The organism is Gemmatimonadota bacterium (genome assembly GCA_016713785.1).
GTDB lineage: Bacteria > Gemmatimonadota > Gemmatimonadetes > Gemmatimonadales > GWC2-71-9 > JADJOM01.
Genome location: JADJOM010000002.1, coordinates 322,426 through 339,031, shown reverse-complemented (window position 1 = coordinate 339,031; position 16,606 = coordinate 322,426). Strand labels below are relative to the sequence as shown.

Annotated in this window: 16 protein-coding genes and 1 pseudogene; 7 read left to right on the top strand and 10 right to left on the bottom strand. The window is 72.3% G+C overall.

What is annotated here, in order from left to right; genetic code table 11:
* Positions 1-534 precede the first annotated feature (534 nt).
* The 3 genes from IPJ95_05960 to IPJ95_05950 all read right to left on the bottom strand — a co-directional run bounded on the left by IPJ95_05960 (position 535) and on the right by IPJ95_05950 (position 2,445).
* Positions 535-1,458, bottom strand: a complete 924-nt coding sequence (locus IPJ95_05960) for an HNH endonuclease (GenBank protein ID MBK7923166.1) — start codon at positions 1,456-1,458, stop codon at positions 535-537.
* A 123-nt stretch (positions 1,459-1,581) separates the two neighbouring features.
* A complete protein-coding gene (locus tag IPJ95_05955) occupies positions 1,582-2,061 on the bottom strand; it encodes a PEGA domain-containing protein (protein ID MBK7923165.1) in 480 nt (159 codons plus the stop codon).
* A 90-nt stretch (positions 2,062-2,151) separates the two neighbouring features.
* The gene (locus tag IPJ95_05950; protein ID MBK7923164.1) at positions 2,152-2,445 is read right to left on the bottom strand and encodes a hypothetical protein; all 294 of its coding nucleotides are present in this window, start codon (positions 2,443-2,445) and stop codon (positions 2,152-2,154) included.
* A 1,401-nt stretch (positions 2,446-3,846) separates the two neighbouring features.
* Between IPJ95_05950 and IPJ95_05945 the strand changes: the two genes are divergently transcribed.
* The 3 genes from IPJ95_05945 to IPJ95_05935 all read left to right on the top strand — a co-directional run bounded on the left by IPJ95_05945 (position 3,847) and on the right by IPJ95_05935 (position 5,873).
* A complete protein-coding gene (locus tag IPJ95_05945; GenBank protein MBK7923163.1) occupies positions 3,847-4,524 on the top strand; it encodes a hypothetical protein in 678 nt (225 codons plus the stop codon).
* A gap of 864 nt (positions 4,525-5,388) precedes the next feature.
* Complete coding sequence (locus tag IPJ95_05940; protein MBK7923162.1) at positions 5,389-5,607, top strand: hypothetical protein; 219 nt, start codon at positions 5,389-5,391, stop codon at positions 5,605-5,607.
* Positions 5,604-5,873, top strand: a complete 270-nt coding sequence (locus IPJ95_05935; protein MBK7923161.1) for a hypothetical protein — start codon at positions 5,604-5,606, stop codon at positions 5,871-5,873. Before IPJ95_05940 ends, IPJ95_05935 begins: the two co-directional genes overlap by 4 nt.
* Before the next feature lie 178 nt (positions 5,874-6,051).
* On the opposite strand, the gene IPJ95_05930 is transcribed toward IPJ95_05935, so the two are convergent.
* The 5 genes from IPJ95_05930 to IPJ95_05910 form a co-directional block, all read right to left on the bottom strand.
* Complete coding sequence (locus tag IPJ95_05930; protein ID MBK7923160.1) at positions 6,052-6,564, bottom strand: hypothetical protein; 513 nt, start codon at positions 6,562-6,564, stop codon at positions 6,052-6,054.
* Positions 6,565-6,727: 163 nt separating this feature from the next.
* Complete coding sequence (locus IPJ95_05925; GenBank protein MBK7923159.1) at positions 6,728-7,066, bottom strand: hypothetical protein; 339 nt, start codon at positions 7,064-7,066, stop codon at positions 6,728-6,730.
* Between the two features lie 158 nt (positions 7,067-7,224).
* Positions 7,225-8,073 (bottom strand): hypothetical protein, encoded by an 849-nt coding sequence (locus IPJ95_05920; protein ID MBK7923158.1) that lies wholly within the window; start codon positions 8,071-8,073, stop codon positions 7,225-7,227.
* Positions 8,070-8,555, bottom strand: a complete 486-nt coding sequence (locus IPJ95_05915) for a hypothetical protein (protein ID MBK7923157.1) — start codon at positions 8,553-8,555, stop codon at positions 8,070-8,072. The genes IPJ95_05920 and IPJ95_05915 overlap by 4 nt, the downstream gene beginning before the upstream one ends.
* Positions 8,555-9,130, bottom strand: coding sequence for a hypothetical protein (locus tag IPJ95_05910; GenBank protein MBK7923156.1), 576 nt, complete (start codon positions 9,128-9,130; stop codon positions 8,555-8,557). Before IPJ95_05910 ends, IPJ95_05915 begins: the two co-directional genes overlap by 1 nt.
* A 254-nt stretch (positions 9,131-9,384) precedes the next feature.
* Here IPJ95_05910 and IPJ95_05905 point away from each other — a divergent pair.
* The 4 genes and pseudogenes from IPJ95_05905 (at position 9,385) to IPJ95_05890 (ending at position 14,693) form a co-directional block, all read left to right on the top strand.
* Positions 9,385-10,028, top strand: a pseudogene (locus IPJ95_05905) (N-methyl-D-aspartate receptor NMDAR2C subunit).
* A complete protein-coding gene (locus IPJ95_05900; protein MBK7923155.1) occupies positions 10,025-13,144 on the top strand; it encodes a winged helix-turn-helix domain-containing protein in 3,120 nt (1,039 codons plus the stop codon). The pseudogene IPJ95_05905 and the gene IPJ95_05900 overlap by 4 nt, the downstream one beginning before the upstream one ends.
* A gap of 410 nt (positions 13,145-13,554) precedes the next feature.
* Positions 13,555-14,499, top strand: a complete 945-nt coding sequence (locus IPJ95_05895) for a hypothetical protein (GenBank protein MBK7923154.1) — start codon at positions 13,555-13,557, stop codon at positions 14,497-14,499.
* On the top strand, positions 14,496-14,693 hold the full coding sequence (locus IPJ95_05890) for a CDGSH iron-sulfur domain-containing protein (GenBank protein ID MBK7923153.1): 198 nt from the start codon (positions 14,496-14,498) through the stop codon (positions 14,691-14,693). The genes IPJ95_05895 and IPJ95_05890 overlap by 4 nt, the downstream gene beginning before the upstream one ends.
* A gap of 105 nt (positions 14,694-14,798) precedes the next feature.
* On the opposite strand, the gene speB is transcribed toward IPJ95_05890, so the two are convergent.
* Both speB and IPJ95_05880 read right to left on the bottom strand, forming a co-directional pair.
* A complete protein-coding gene (gene speB, locus IPJ95_05885) occupies positions 14,799-15,596 on the bottom strand; it encodes an agmatinase (protein MBK7923152.1) in 798 nt (265 codons plus the stop codon).
* Between the two features lie 116 nt (positions 15,597-15,712).
* Complete coding sequence (locus IPJ95_05880; GenBank protein MBK7923151.1) at positions 15,713-16,504, bottom strand: MOSC domain-containing protein; 792 nt, start codon at positions 16,502-16,504, stop codon at positions 15,713-15,715.
* Positions 16,505-16,606 lie beyond the last annotated feature (102 nt).

The following is a 16,606-nucleotide window of genomic DNA, read 5'->3' as shown; positions in this document are numbered from 1 at the left end:
CTCCCGGAATGGTGTCCTGATCTGTGTCGGGGCCCTGCGGAAATACACTTCGGCGGCGGAGCCCGGGGCTGCTCGCCAAGGAACTTGAGGACCTGTCCCGCTGTTGGAGCCAGTCCGGGTTGCCCCTCCCACTTCGCCCCTAGTGCGGTCCAGACTACTCCAGCGAGCCCTCTGGGCTGACTCCACGCTTCTATTGTCTCGACCCCCGGTCCATCGCTCTTGGCTGCTGGCGTCCAATAGCCGATATCTGACACAGCGCAGCCCTCGCGCTTACGCATCGCTTCTTTCGCCGCCGAAATGTTGTCGCATCTGAGCTCAGCCCAGAGTACAGGCGTGGTCGGGGTCCCGGGTAGGATTACTAGAGTGACGCGTGGTCCTGTCGAGCACCTGGCGAACTCAATCGGCAATACGGGGCCGTCGGTGTGCCACTTGTGGACAATTGGCAGGTCACGCGGGTCCCAGATCAGAGAGCCCCAACCCAAGCAGACAAACAACTCGCCCCCTACCGTGACGCTGTTCGGCCTGACAATGGATTCACCCCCGAAACACCACCCCCCCATGCCACTCCAACCCCTCCCGGAGCGGCCGGAGCCCCGGCTCATCCGGTACTGCCACGGGCGCCCCGTCCAAGGCGTAGTAGTGCCGCCCGTTCTGCCAGTCCCGCCTGAGCCGCGGGCTCACCCGGAACCGGAGCTCCGGCGTCACCGTCACGTACCCCCGGTCGAACAGCATGTGGATGTCCGACCGGAACAGGAGCCCGTTGCTGATCTCATGTCGCCCCCCGCTCGCCACCGGGCGGATGTGGGCCGCCTCGAGCACCGGGAGCGTCTTCTCCCCGGTCACCGCGCAGCGTCGGCCGTACGCGTCCGTCACCGCCACCCGGAACGCCCCCTGGCCCAGCCGGGGCCGGAACAGCGTGGGCTGCCCGAACAGCTCGCCGGTCACGTCCGGATCCGCCACCCGGGTGCGCTGAGCGGCCCGGGCCAGCACCACCGCCTCCCATAGCGCCCGGCCATCGGCCTCCTGCAGGTCGTAGCCGCGGCCCCGCACGATGTTCTTCGCAAAGCTCGCCGGCGCCGGGACCCAGTTCCGCTCATCCAGGAAGAACGGGTCGGCCAGGATGATGCAGCCCACCTGGTAGTCCTCGTCCGGCGTGGGCCCCGTCCGCCGGTAGTGCTCCACCCGCCCCCGCATCTCCGCCAGCGTCCGCGCCCCGTTCTGGACCCCGAAGGTGTCCCACGCCAGGCTCACCGGCAGCAGCGAAAAGGTGGCGAAGAACCCGCCGCCCACGATGTAGTTGTCCGGGGAATGCAGCTTGAACAGGAACGGCTGGCCCGGCTGGAGTGCCCGGAACGTGCTGCTCCCGCTCGGCTGCCAGAAATTCACCTCCGTGAGCCCCTCCTGCCGCCGGAGGAACTCCCACCACCCGCGGTCCGTCACCCCGACGTACGCTCTCATGGGTTACCACCTAACCTGCCTTTCGCAGGCGCCCCCGGCAAGCAACCCGAACGGGTGGCTCCCCCCACCCCTCAGCCGGCCCACCCCGCCAGCCGATCGCCCGGCGGGGTGGCCCCGCCACCTTCACCGCGCCTCGAGCGTCCCGATCCGCTCCCACGCCGGGTCCGGCCGCAGCACCACCGTCACCACCAGCCGGTCCGTCTCCGGGTCGGCGGAGAGCGCGGCGTTCTGGGCCAGCGTCGCCTGGATCTCCTCGGGCTTGAGCTTGTACATCCCGCCGGTGATCGCGTCGATCGCGAGCCCGGGGATCCCGCCGAAGACGATGTTCCCCCACACCCAGCCGCTCGTGGCGCGGCCCAGCGCCATCTCGAACGGCTGGTACCCCTCCAGCTCCACCCGGACCACGTGCTTGTCCTTCCGCTTGAGGCTGGCCACCAGCGGGGTCTTCCCCATCTCCGCGCCGTCGACCAGCACCCGGGCCCCCGTCGGGGTGCTGGAGACCGACACCTCCTGGCTGGTGCCCTGCATGATCGTGGCGCAGGCCGCCACCAGCAGGCCGCCAAGGGCAAAGAAGACAATCCGGGACAACGTACGCGCGCGCATGGATGCTCCACGGTGAAGGTGACCCGGCCGGCGGCCGGGGGCCCTCACCATGGCCGGGGGGTGTGACACCCGCCCGGGCACCGCTCCAGCTCACGCCCCGGTGCTCTTCCCCTCCTCGTACCCCTTGCTCCGCAGCCACTCGAGCAGCGCCGCCGCGCTCCCCAGGATCTCCGCCCGCTCCTCCAGGGCCGGATGGATCATCCCGGCCGGGTACGCCGTGGGCTGCCCCGTGTCCTGGTTCACCACCCAGCAGTGCAGGTAGTCGCGCGGGCAGCCGGCCAGCAGGCTGCGCGGGGTGCGTCCCAGCAGGGCGGCAAGCGCCCCGTAGGTCGCCCGCTGGTGATGCCTGGCGAGCAGTGTCAGGATGGTCTTGAGTGAATGCATGTCGGATCGGGCCGATCGGTCGCGCCAGGAAGGGGGTGGGCCCGTGGGCCAGAAGAAAGACCGGCACCCGCGGCGAGCGCCCCGCACCGGCGGCTCCCCCCACCCTACCCCACCCCCGTCATTCCACCGTCACATCGCGCCTGACGGTGCCCCCTGGGTGGCCGGCCGCCGGCCCGACCCCCGCCCGCGCCCGCCCCGGCCCGATTCCCGGCCCGGGGGCCCCCCTTCTATAAGGAGGGAGTGACGCGCGCACCCGCGGTCCATTCTCACACCCCCATGTGACAGCCGCGCGGGGCGGAAGAAGGTGCCGGGGGGAGAGGGCCGGGCTGCGCCCGGCCCGGGAAGCGGGAAAGGGAAGCCGGCGCCGCGGGCCGGCGGACGGGCAGGCGCCGCGAGCTCGCGAGCTGCGGCATGCACTCCCCGCCTTCCTCGCCGCCCGCGGCTGAAGCCGCGGCTCGGCATCCATCGCTGAAGCGAGGCATGACGGGTCCCTGCCAGCGCCGGACCTGGGAACATCAGGCGCTTCAGCGCCTGCCGCCGAGCCGCGAGTGTACTCGCGAGCTCGCGGCGATGCACTCCCCTCGCCTTCCCTTTTCCCGCCGCCCGCGGCTGAAGCCGCGGCTCGGCATCCATCGCTGAAGCGAGGCATGACGGGTCCCTGCCAGCGCCAGGCCTGGGAACATCAGGCGCTTCAGCGCCTGCCGCCGAGCCGCGAGTGTACTCGCGAGCTCGCGGCGCCGCACTCCCCCCCTCCCTTTTCCCTCTTCCCTCTTCCCCCTTCCCGCACTCCCCTCGCCTTCCCTCCTCCCTTTCCCCTTTCCCCCTTCCCCGTCTCCACCACCGTCCTCACTCCCGGACACTTTCCCCTCCAACCGTCCTGTTCCACGGACACTCTCCTCCGCTCCCCATCATCGGAACGCGGCGCCCCGTGCGCACCCAGCGCGTGCCTGCGCGCAAAACATGAAAAACCCCGCCACCCGCGCGGCGCGTGCCTCCAGGGTACTGCGTGGGCGCGCGCGGGCACCGCGTGGGGCTGCGCGCGCCGTGCGTGGAGCCTCACGCGGCGCGGCAAGTCGTTCGCGGGCCACGGCTTGCCGCGCGCACGCGGGGCGTGGGCCCTCCCGGAGCGCGGCGGATCATCGGCATGCATTGCGTGCGCATTCGCATGCACTGCGTGGGCATTCGCGTGCATTTCGTGGGCATTCGCGCGCGCCGCGTGGGTGCGCGCGGGCGCGCATTGTGTGCGGCGCGCCGCCTCACACAGGGCCCCCAGAGTTGTGGCCCGGGTCCTGCATCTCGGGCCCCCCGCGATCGCACGCAGCTGGGCAGACCGTTCACTGGAGGAGGCACCACCCACCGTCGTCCGCGCCGCGCGCGGCGACCCAACGCTGGAGAGAGTGTATGACACGGGAATTCCGGAAGAAGCACGACATGGGGAGCAGCGCCCTGGCCTTCTGCGAGGCGCACCCCGCCAGCATCCCCCGCTTCACCGAGTTCGTGGCCACCCTGGCCACCGCGGTGGCGGAAGGGCGCAAGTACCTGCAGCAGTTCGGGGAAGGCCGCGCCGCCGCGCGCGCCACGGTCGGGCATCGCCAGGTGACCCGGGCGCAGATGCACGTCACCATGCGCGAAATCACCGCGATCGGTCAGGCCCTGGCGAGCACCCGCCCCGAGCTGCGCCGCTACTTCCTGCTGCAGCAGAGCGGGGGCAGCCACGTCAGCCGCCTGAGCCGCGGCCGCCAGTTCGCCGCCAAGGTGGCGGAGCTGCAGGACGAGTTCACCGGCTTCGGCTTCGGCCCCGAGCGCCTGGCCGCGTTCACCGCCCTGCTCGACGCCTACGAGGCCACCCTGACCCGCTCCTCCGCCGCCCGCGGCGCGCACGTCGGCGCCTCGGCCGAGATGGACGCCATCGGCACCACCCTCCTGGCCACCGTGGCGGCCCTCGACGCCATCAACATCGTCCGCTTCCGCGACGACCCGGAGAACCTCGCCGCCTGGAAGAGCGCCAGCACCGTCTCCTGGCCCGAGGCCAAGCGCGGCCGCACCAGGCCCGAGGGAGGCAGCGGGGCCGCGGCGTGAAGACCACGGTGGTCGATGACGGGACGGAGATGAAGGGAAGAGGGAAAAGGGAAGAGGGAAGGCGGGGCCGGTCTGGCGCGCGTTCCCTCTTTTCGTTGCGGGAAGGGGGGGTAGAGGCGGGATCGCGACACGATGCCCGCAGCCGGTCCCGCTTCCCGCGGTTAAAGCCGCGGCTCGGCATCCATCGCTGAAGCGAGGCATGACGAGCCCCTGCCAGCCCCGGGCCGAAAGAGCCCAGGCGCTTTAGCGCCTGCCGCCGAGCCGCGAGTTTACTCGCGAGCTCGCGGCGCCCGAGCCGGCCAGGCGAAGGGGGCAAGGATTCCTCGCCCCGGCGGGGCTCGGAATGACAGACGTGGGCCGGTCCCGCTTCCCGCGGTTAAAGCCGCGGCTCGGCATCCATCGCTGAAGCGAGGCATGACGAGCCCCTGCCAGCCCCGGGCCGAAAGAGCCCAGGCGCTTTAGCGCCTGCCGCCGAGCCGCGAGTTTACTCGCGCGCTCGCGGCGCTGGACTCCCCTCGCCTTCACGCTTCCCTCTTCCCGCTGCCCGCTGCCCGAGCCCGCGGCTAAAGCCGCGGCTCGGCATCCATCGCTGAAGCGAGGCACGACGAGCCCCTGCCCGCCCCGGGCCGAAAGACCCCAGGCGCTTTAGCGCCTGCCGCCGAGCCGCGAGTTTACTCGCGAGCTCGCGGCGAAGGGATTCCTCGCCCCTGCGGGGCTCGGAATGACAGCGGGGGGGGTGGGTGGCGACGGAGGTGTGAGAGCGGCACAGCCGCGGCGCGTTTCGCGGACCCACGTCGCCCGGAATGGGTCCGCCCGCGGCCGCCCTGAGCGTTAGATTCATGGGGTCTCCGAGCGGAGCCCCCGATGACCAAGCTGCTGGAAGAGGCCTTTGCCGCCGCGGCGCGCCTCACCCCTGCCGAACAGGACGCCCTGGCGGCGTCGATCCTCGCCGAGCTTCACGCCGAGCCCCGCTGGCGCGAGGCACTCGGCCGCTCCGGGGACACCCTCCGCACCCTCGCCCGCGAGGCCGTGGAGGAATACCGCGCCGGCCAGACCGAACCGCTCGATCCGAATGCGCCGTGAATTCCCGCACCACCCAGCGCTTTCGCAAGGCGCTGGCCGCCCTGCCTGAGGACGTCCGAGCCCGCGCACGCCTCGCCTATCGCCTCTTCGCCGCGGACCCGTGGCACTCCGCTCTCCAGTTCAAGCAGGTCCACCCCTCCGAACCCATCTATTCCGTCCGCGTCGGCCTGGGCTACCGCGCCCTCGGCGTCCGCCAGGACGACACGGTCATCTGGTTCTGGATCGGCTCCCACGCGGAATACGATCGCCTGGTGACCCAGCGGTGACAGCGGGGGGGGGCGGCGGTTCGGCGGTTCGGCGATTGGGCGCGAGCTCCCCTCGCCTTCCCTCTTCCCTTTCCCTTTTCCCTCTTCCCGCTTCCCGCTTCCCGCACTCCCTCGCCCCCGGGTCGCGCTGTCGCGCTCCCAAAGGGGGCTCGGTCGCCGCTTCCCGCTTCCCCGCAGTTCAGAGGTACCTCGCCACCCCCATCGCCGCCGCCGCCACCAGCAGGCACCCCGTGCTCGCCGCGCTCCACCGCCCCATCTCGGCGCCGTAGCGCCCGAGCGTCGCCTGCTCCTCCGCCGTGGGCGGCCGCCGGGCCAGGCCGATCAGCTCGATCAGCGCCGCCATCCGGTCGCCGGCCGGCCAGATGCGCGTGAGCGCGATCGCCACCGCCGCCACGCTCGCCACGGCGCCGGTGAGCAGCGCCACGCCGGGCGGGCTCGCCAGCCACGCCGCCCGCATCCCCCCCGACACGATCCACAAGAGCCCGAGCCCGCTCGCGATCACCACCAGCGCCGCGTACAGCAGCCCGTGGTGATACCGCCGCCGCCGCAGCTCCAGCAGCACCGTGCCCCCCGCCGCACCCGTCGCCGCCAGGCTCGGCCCCACCTCCAGCGCCAGGAACAACGCGCTCCCCACCCAGTACACCCCCGCCAGCACGTGCAGCAGGCGGAGGGAGATGATCACGACCGTCATGGTTGCCTCGTTGAGGTGCTGGCGGTAAGGCGGTAGGGCGGTAGGGCGGTAAAACTCCGCGCTGACCACCATCACGTGCCACCCTACCAACCTACCGCCTTACCGCCTTACCGCCTTACCGCCTTACCGCCTTACCGCCCTACCGCCCTACCGCCCTACCGCCCTACCTCCACCCCACCACCCCCACCGGCTGCCCCGTGTTGCACACCACCCGCAGCAGCTCGCCGGGGCGGACCCCGTAGCGGCCGTCCTGGATGCGGAAGTCGGCCAGGCCGCCGCCGGCGCGGGCGGCGTGGATCTCGGAGTCGTCGCGCGGGTCCTTGAGCGTCGTCAGGCACCCCGACCCGATCAGCGTGTCCGATGGCCAGGTCCGCGCCGTCGGGTCCATCGGCTCGAACCGGCTCGGCAAGCCCAGCGCGGCCCGCGGCGTCGCCACCGCCGCCTGATTCACCGCGCAGCCGGTCGCCAGCAGCATCATCGCCATCCATGAGGTGCGTCGCATGGTCTGGTCTCCTCTACTTGGTTGAGTGCTGACGTTGGCGGTAGGGCGGTACGGCGGTAGGGCGGTAAACTCCCCTCTCTCCACCATCCCCCCCTACCGTCCTACCGCCTTACCGCCTTACCGCCTTACCGCCTTACCGCCGTACCGCCGAACCGCCCCTACCGCCCCACCGTCATCGCCATCGTCATCCCGTGCATGAAGTGCGGCTTCCCGTCCTTCGCGTCGGGGATGAAGCAGGTGAGGACGTAGTTCCCTTCCTCGAGCGTCAGGTCCATCAGCGCCTCGTGGCCGCGGGCCAGGCCCACGGTGCCGCCCACCAGGCGGGCCGGCGGCGGGCCCTTGGGCGCCATCTGCCACGCCTGCAGGTCGGCCACGGTCTTGCCCGGCAGCAGCTGGAACACCACGATCTCGTGCGGCTGGGCGCCGTCGTTCACCACCCGGATCACCTGCCGCCCGGCCTTGAGCCGCTGCGAGGGCGCGAACCCGAAGTCCACCAGCCGCACCGTGGACGAGGGCTGCGGCGCGCGGGCCCCGTTGGTGGCGGCGGTCACCGTGAAGCCGGCGGCCATCCCCTTGGCCACGTGCGGCACGTTGTCGGCGGCGGGGATGAAGCACAGCACCGCGTAGCTGCCGGGGGCGAGCGTCTGGATCACCGCGCTCGAGTCGCCGGGGCCGACCGCGCCGGGCCCGCCCACCATCACCACCCACGAGGGGGGCGGGGCGTCGTGCGGGAAGGCGGCCAGGTCGGCCAGCGTCTTCCCCTGCTCCAGCCGCACCAGCTGCGCGTGGTGCAGGTCGTGGCCGCTGTTCACCAGCTCGATCCGCGTGGGGCCGGAGGGGACGCTCGCCGGCACGTCGTAGCCGTAGTCGCGGGCCACGATCCGGAGCGTTGTCGGCGGCTTGGGCGCGGGCTTGGGGCCGCTCATGCCCATCAGGGCCACGGCGGCGCCGGCGGTGAGGACCACGGAGGCCACGTACCGCGTCGGGGAGAGGGGAGCGCGCATCATGAGTCGGTTCCTTCCATTCCATTCGGGTGAAGACAGGTGATCGTTGCCGTGAGGGGCACGGCGCTGTCGGTTTCTCCGGTGACGGTCACGGTGGTCGTGCGGCTGCCCTGCAGCACCGCGACCTGGCCATGCCCGCGCGGGACCGGAGTGGTCGCGCGGGTGTCGATCTCGAGCACCTGCCCGGCGAAGAAGTCGCCGAACACCATGCCGAGGTAGAAGTCGGTGGGCCGCGCCGGCGACGGCACCACCAGGGACAGGCTGCGCAGCCCCTGCTTGGGGCCGGTCCAGTCGGTGTACTGCACCGCCACGCTGCCGGGACCCGCCGGCGCCAGCACGCAGGCCGGCCGGCTGGCGCTGCTCTCGTAGCTCCCGGCCGCCGGGCCGCCGTCCAGCCGGACCGCCACCCGGGTGGCCGGGGCGGGCGCCTCGCGGCACCCCCCGAGCACCAGGCAGAGTCCGAGCACGGCGCGGCCCGTGCGCATTACCGGCTCCGCACCCGCGGCAGCGAGCGCAGCGCCGAGCCGGGCGACTGGGTGGCCTTGAACTTCCCGTTCACCGCGATGGTCATCTCCGTGGTCGGGTCGGACAGCGCCCCGCCGATGGCGATGAAGTCGAAGGTCCCCTCGTACACCCCGTTGCTGTTCCGGGTCACCTTCACCGAGCCGCTGGTGGCGGCGAAGATCGCGGTCAGCTGGCCGTGGTCGCTGTCGTACGCCGCCGCCACCCAGTCACCCTCCTGGGGCGTGCCGTTCACCGCGTCGGTCAGCTGGTAGGTGCCCACGCCGGGCACCCCGTCGCCGATGCGGATCAGCTGGATCAGCCCGCCGCCGGTCGCATCATCTTCCGCCATCTCGATGGCGAAGATCGTCCCCGCCTCCGGGTCGCTCGCGTTGCCGAACAGCGCATCGCCCTTGATGGAGGTCTCGATATCGCCCTGCACGTCGGCCGAAAACCCCGCCCCGCCGTTCCCCGGACCCACGCTGCCGTTGCCATCGCCACCGCAGGCGGTCAGCATCGCCACGGCCGCCATCGTCGCCATCCGCTTGGTGCCCCGCATTGCCTGGTCTCCTGTACTTGATTGAGTGTTGTGTCGGGCGGTTGGGCGGTTCGTGACCTCCCCCCGAACCGCACCGCCGAACCGCCGAACCGTCGAACCGTCGAACCGCCGAACCGCCGAACCGTCGAACCGCCGAACCGCCGCTTGCTCCCATCTGCCACGCGGGCTACAATAGGCCCGACGGTCACCTGCCAATGAATTCGGCTCCACCCCTCGATCACCTGCCGATCACCTGACGCAACGTGTTGACTGGCATGCCTTTCGACGCGGCCACCCGATGGGACCGGAGCTGGGCCGCTCTCGGCCTCCCGGCCCCCGCGCCCGGCGTCAGGGACCAGGTGATCGCGGCGTACCGCGCCCCCGGCCGCGCCTACCATTCCCTGCAGCACCTGGGGAGTGTTTCGAGCGGCTGGATGAGGCGGGGGAGCTGGCGGAGGCGGGGGGAGTGGCCGGAGGGGAGGTGGCGGTGGCGCTCTGGTTCCATGACGCGGTGTACGACACCCGTCGCTCCGACAACGAGCAGGCCAGCGCGGCGTGGGCCTCGGAGGTGGTGCGCGGGGCCGGCGCGGCGCCCGACACCGCCCGGCGCATCGAGCGGCTGATTCTCGCCACCCGGCACGACCTCCCCCCCGCCACCCCCGCGGAGGCGCTCCTGGTCGACATCGACCTCGCCATCCTCGGCTCGGTCCCGGCGCGCTACGACGAGTACGAGCGGCAGATCCGCGATGAGTACGCCTCGGTGCCGGCGGCGGATTTCGCGGCCGGCCGCGGCGCGGTGCTCGAGCGCTTCCTCTCCCGCCCCTTCATCTATAGCACCGCGCCGTTCCGGGCCCGCTTCGAGGCCCGCGCCCGGGCCAACCTGAGCCGCGCCCTCGAGGCGCTCGCCGGCGCCGCGTGACTCCCCCGCTCCAGCTCGTCACCTTCGGGGGACTCGGCATCCAGCGGGGCGGGGCGCCGGCCGCGGGTGCCGGCGCGCAGCGCCGCCGCCTGGCGCTGCTCGCCCTCCTCGCCGCCGCCGGCGAGCGCGGCCTGTCGCGCGAGAAGCTGCTGAGCCTGCTCTGGCCCGAGTCCGACCTGGAGCGGGCGCGGAAGAACCTCGCCCAGGCCGTCTACGCCCTGCGCCGCGACCTCGGCGCCGAAGACCTGGTGCTCGGCACCACCGACCTCCGGCTCAACCCCGACCTCTGCGACAGCGACCTGGCCCGCTTCCGCCAGGCACTCAAGGAGCAGCGCCTCGCCGACGCGGTGGCGCTCTACCAGGGGCCCTTCCTCGACGGCATCTACCTCGACGAGGCGCCCGAGTTCGAGCGCTGGGCCGAGACCGAGCGCACGGCCCTGGCGCACGACTACATCGCCGCGCTGGAGCGCCTGGCCCAGGACACCTCCGCCGCCGGCGACCCCCGCGCCGCCGTGAGCTACTGGCGCCTCCTCGCCAACGCCGACCCGCTCAACGCCAAGAGCGCGCTCGGCCTCATGCGCGCCCTGGCCAGCGCCGGCGACCGCGCCGCCGCCCTGCAGCACTACCGGGTGTACGAGATGCTGCTGCGGCAGGAGCTGGAGCTGGAGCCGGAGCCGGAGGTGAAGCGGCTGGCGGATCAACTGCGGGAAGCGGGAAGCGGCGACCGAGCCCCCTTCGGGAGCGCGTCAGCGCGACCCGGGGGCGAGAGAGTGGGGGAAGCGGTCGGTCGGACGGTCGGACGGTCGGATGGCCCCGACACACTGACCGTCCGTCCGTCTGACCGTTCGACCGCCCTCCCCGCCGTCCCCGTCTCCACCATTCCCGGCACCCCCGCCGTCACCCGGCCGGCGCCGGTGCCGGAGCCCTCGGGCCGCAAGCTCATCTCCGGCTACACCGACGAGTACGCCCGTCCCCGCCCCGTCCCCGAGCGCGCGCCCGTCGCGGGCGCTACCGCCGTACCGCCGTACCGCCCTACCGCCAAACCTTTCCTCAAGCGCACCTCGACCAGGCTCGGCATCGCCATCGGCGTGGTGCTCGGCCTGGTGCTGGCGGGGGTGCTGCGGGTGCGGGTGTTCCGGGACCGGATGGGGGCGGGGGTCGCGGCGCCGGTGGTGGCGGTGGGGATGATCAAGGACTACACCCGGAGCGGCGAGGGCCTGGCGCGGCCGCTCGGCGACATGCTCGCCACCGACCTGGCCCGCAGCCGCTCGCTGCAGGTGATCAGCACCGCGCGGATGTACGAGCTGATGGCGCAGGCGGCGGGGGGCACCGGCGACTCGGCGGCCAGCGCGGTGCGCGCGGCGCGGGCGGCCGGCGCCACCGAGCTGCTCGACGGCGCGCTCTATCGCCGGCCCGACGGCCGGCTCCGGCTCGACCTCAACCGCACCAGCCTCGCCACCGGCAGCGTGATCGAGAGCTACTCGTCCGAGTCGGGGGACCTCTTCGGGCTGGTGGAGGAGGCACGGCGCAGCATCACCGCCGGGCTCGACAGCACCGCCAGCGGCAGCATCGCCGACGTCACCACCCGCTCCCTGGTGGCGTACCGGTTCTACGAGGAGGGGCTGCGCGCCCTCTTCCGCGGCGACGGCGAGGCCGGGGCCCGGCTGATGGAGCAGGCGCTGCAGGAGGACTCCACCTTTGCCATGGCCGCCTACTGGCTGGCCACCACGCAGGGGAGCTTCAACGACGTGAACCTCATCCGCGGGCTGGAGCGGGCGGTGCGGCTCTCGGCGCGGGCGTCGGAGCGGGAGCGGCTCACCATCCTGGCGGGGTGGAGCGCGGCGGTGGATGCGCCCAACCGCATCGCCATCGCGGAGAGCCTCACCGTGCGGTATCCCAACGAGCCGGAGGGGTACACCTGGCTCGCGGGGGCGCGGAACTCGAGCGGCGACTTCCTGGGCGCGGTCGAGCCGCTGCGGAAGGTGATCCGGATGGACTCCCTCTCGCTCCGGGCCAGCGAGCGGAAGGACGGCCCGCCGGTGCGCTGCCACGCCTGCATCGCCTACCTGATGCTCATCGGCACCTATGACTACATGGACTCGCTGCCGGCGGCCATCCGCACCGCGGAGGAGTGGCAGCGGGCCCAGCCGCAGGCGCCGGGGCCGGCGGGGCAGATCAGCTGGCAGCTCATGCTCGCCGGGCGGTACCGCGAGGCGCTCACCGCCGACCAGGCCGTCATCGCCCGCGACCCCGGGCTGGTGCGCGACGGCTTCCGGGTGCAGGTCTGGCTCCGCATGGGCAACTTCGCCGCGGCCGACAGCTACTACACCCAGCTGGCCCACGGCAAGCTCCCGGGTGAGGGCTACAAGTGGCTGAGCCTCAGCCACCGGATGCAGGGCAAGCCGCGCGAGGGGCTGGAGTGGGCGCACCGGCTGCGGGCGCTCGACACCCAGGCGCCCCGGGGCGCCGCGCCGTACAACGCCCTCTTCGAGGGGCAGGCCTGGTACGAGCTGGGCGAGTTCCGCCGCGCGGCGGCCATCTTCGATTCCGTCTCGCGCAGCCCCAAGGACACCACCCGCTCGCAGGTGGCCCGCAACCTGGTGTGGACCCAGCTGCTCCGCAGCACCGCCCTCGCCGCCGCGGGCGACACCGCGCCGCTCCCCCGCATCGCCGACAGCCTCGAGGTGTGGGGCCAGCGGAATAGCTACGGCCGCGACGGCCGCGCCCACCATCATGTGCGCGGCCTGCTGTACGCGGCGCGGGGCCAGCTGGAGCAGGCCGCCGCGGAGTTCCGGCAGGCCATCTGGAGCCCGACCAGCGGCTATACCCGCACCAATATCGAGCTCGCCAAGGTCCTGCTCCGCCTCAACCGCCCCCGCGAGGCCGCCTACTGGGCCGACGCCGCCCGCCGCGGCGGCCTCGACGCCTCCCAGACCTACGCCACCACCACCGAGCTCCTCGAACTCGGCGCCCTGGCCTGGGACGCCGCCGGCGAGCGCGACAGCGCCGTCACCCGCTACCGCCAGGTGCTCAAGAACTGGAGCGACGCGGAACCGATCTACCGCGCGCGGGTGGAGCGGGCGAGGATCAGGGTCGCGCAGCTGGGCGGGAACTGAGGGGAAGAGGGAAGCGGGAAGCGGGAAGCGGGAAGCGGGAAGCGGGAAGCGGGGGAAGCGGGCGTACCTCGCCGGCGCGGGCGGGTTCCCGAAGCGCGCGTCCGTGAGCGGGCGGGCGGACGAGCACTCCCCCTCCGAGCGCGAACGTTGGCGCGCGGAGGGAATCCGCCCCGCCGGCGAGGAGTGAGGGGAGAAGCGCGTACGTTGGCGCGCGGAGGGAATCCGCCCCGCCGGCGAGGAGTAGGGAGGCTGAAGGGAAGAGGAAGCGGGAAGAATGATGGCCCTTCCCCCCGCGCGCCGTCCGTCTGTGCGCTGTCTCACACTCGGTCCGCCACTGTCAAGGCGTCCGGGCAATTCTGGCAAGGAGAACGGGGCTTGCGCCTTCACGTCAACCGCCGATATTTGCGCACGTGCTGATCAATCTCGTCCCCGAATTCCTCTCCGTCCTGAAAGCCACTGACCGCGACGCCGCGTTCGAGCAGTACCTGAACGCGCATCGTGCCGTGCTCTCCGCGTACTGGCACAACTATGTGCTGGACCTCGAGAGCCAGCAGGCGCGCGCGGTCATGACCCACGCCCTCAACGCCGACCGCTCCGACCTCTACGAGCTGCTCGAGAGCTCCGACGTCGCGGGCATCGTCGAGGACGCCATTGCCCAGTCCGAGGACCTGCTGGGCGTGGACCGGCCGACGGACGTCTACCTGATGGTCGGGATGGGCGCCGCGAACGCGGGCGAGCTGGTGGTGGGAGGGCGGGGCGTGGCGTTCATCTGCCTGGAGCACTTCACCGGGCGGGCCAACCCCGAGACCTACGGCATGGGCCTGCCGCCGGAGCTGATCCCGCTCTGGGTGGCACACGAGCTGGCGCACTGTGTCCGCTACACCTCGCCGCAGAGCCAGAGCGAGCTCAAGCGCATCGTCGCCGACCAGGGCGGCTACTACGACTACTGGGTCACCGGCAGCCGGGCCACCCTGCGCGAGCTGCTGCTCAACGAGGGCCTGGCCGTCCATGCCGCGCAGGCGGTGGCGCCCGGCCTCGACCCGGCCAACTACTTCGGCTATCCCCGCCGCCAGTACCGCCGCCTGCGCGAACTCGAGTCGCTGCTCCGCCGCGTGGTCGAGCCCGAGCTCGAGGGCCGCGGCATCGGGCTCCGCCTCCGCTACCTGAGCGGCGGCATGAGCCCCTCGGCACGCCTGGTGGCCGGCCGCGTGCTGCCCGAGCGCTCCGGCTACTACCTGGGGCACCGGATGTCCGAGGCCCTGGTGCAGGAGCGGGGCATCGCCCAGGCCCTGCGCGCCAGCGCCCAGGAGTTCCAGGTCGCCGAAGACCAGGCCCGGGGCGTCCAGACGGCATGAGCGACGCGCCGGTCCGCATCACCATCAAGCCCTCCGGCAGCATCCTCATCGAAACGCCGGTCGTCCTCGTCGATGGCGAGGGCCGCGAGATCCCCCAGCCCACCCCCAAGAAACCCGGCACCGTCAAGCTCTGCGGCTGCGGACGCTCCAAGGCCAAGCCGTTCTGCGACGGGTCGCATAACGAGGGGCGGTAGGGCGGTAGGGCGGTAGGGCGGTAGGGCGGTAGGGCGGTTCGCGGCACCTCTCCATCGATCTGATGTTCCCTTTTCCCGCTTCCCGCTTCCCGCTTCCCGCTGTCCCTACCCCACCCTCCCCACGATCTCTCCAATCACCTTCGCCGCGACCCTGGCCGTGAGGTCGCGGAGGTCGGTCATCGGATTCAGCTCCACCACGTCGGCGGCGACGATGCGGCCCTTGGGGATTGCCTGCAGGATGGTGAGCAGCTCGCGGGTGCTGAGCCCCCCCGGTTCGGGGTGACTGAGCCCCGGCGCGAACGCCGGGTCCAGCGCGTCGAGGTCTACCGAGAGGTACACCGGCCCGGCCAGGCGGCGGGCGGCGGTGACCATCGCCTCGAGTCCCTGCCGCATCGTCACCATCTCCACCCCGAAGCGCCGGGCCTGGTCGCGCTGGTGCGCGTTGAGCGTGCGGATCCCCGCCTGCACCAGGTAGTTCGCGCCGCCCTCCTCGAGGATCCGCGCAAAGGGGCAGGCGTGGCTGTCGCGCCGGCCGTCGAGTTCGTCGTAGAGGTCGGGGTGGGCGTCGAGGTGGAAGATCGTGAGCCGCTCGTGGCGGGGGCGCACCGCGCGCACCAGCGGCCAGGTCACCGCGTGGTCGCCGCCCAGGAAGATCGGCACCGCGCCGGTCTCGAGCAGCGCGCGGGCGCCGGCGGTGATCGCCTCGAGCGGCAGCGGGCCGTCGGTGGGGAGCGCCAGGTCGCCGGCGTCCTGGAGCAGCGCGCGGGCGTCCGCCGGCTCCTCGTTCCAGCCGTTGGTGGAATCGGAGCGGAGCGCCGCGCGGATCGCGGCCGGTGCCAGCGCCGGCCCCCGCTGGAACGACGAGCTCGCGTCCCACGGAATGCCGAGGAGGGTGGGGGTCATGGACGTCGCTGAAGTGAGGTTGGGTGATGCCTGGATGGAGCCCGGGACCCGACCGCTTCCCGCTTCCCGCTTCCCGCTTCCCGCTTCCCGCTTCCCGCTTCCCGCTTCCCGCCAATCTACCCGACTCTCACTGCATCGCCCACCTGGAGTGTGCCCGTCCCGTAGTGCACCACGTTCTGCCCGAACATCACCTTCTGGTCCTGGCGCCGGAACGTGGCCAGGGTGCGCAGCGGCTCGTCGCCCATGCGCCGGCCGGTGGCCTGGTCGGTGGTGGTGATCACGCAGCGGGCGCACGGCTTCACCACCTCCATCGGGATACCGCCGATCGTGACCTCGCGCCAGCCATCCTCGGCGAAGGGCGCGCTGCCGGACACCACCAGGTTGGGCCGGAAGCGGTTCATGGGGAGCGGCGCGGCCAGGCGGGCGTTGAGGTCGGCCAGCGAGGCCTCGCCCACGAGCAGGAACGGGAACCCGTCGGCGAAGCCGGTGCGGCCGCCGCGCGGCGCCCAGTGCGTATTCACCGGGCGGATCACCGTCTCGGGGAAGTAGGCCAGCACCGCCTCCTGCTCCACCACGTCGGAGAACCAGGCGTCGGCCTTGTGGTCGGGCGCCACCACGCGGAGCGGATCATCCCACACCTGCGTGGCCACCGGCCGGCCGCCCATCGGGGCCAGCGCCGTCACCAGCTCCGGCTGCCCCGGGAAGCGCAGCACCAGGTGCGGCGGGCGGATCTCGGGGATCACCAGCGCCAGCGCCGGCACCTCGCGCTGGGTCAGGAACTCCCCGCGCGGCGTGATCACCATCCAGCGCCGGTCGTACTGGAGGCCGAGCGCGTCCACCGGCCAGGCGGCGGGGCTCAGGCCGGCGCAGGACTTCACGGGGTAGAGATGCAGGGCAGAGATCTGCATGGGGTCAGCATAAGGGGAAAAGGGAAACGGGAAAAGGGAAGGCGAGAGAAGCTCCCCTCGCCTTCACTCTTCCCGCTTCCCGCTTCCCGCTTCCCGCTTCCC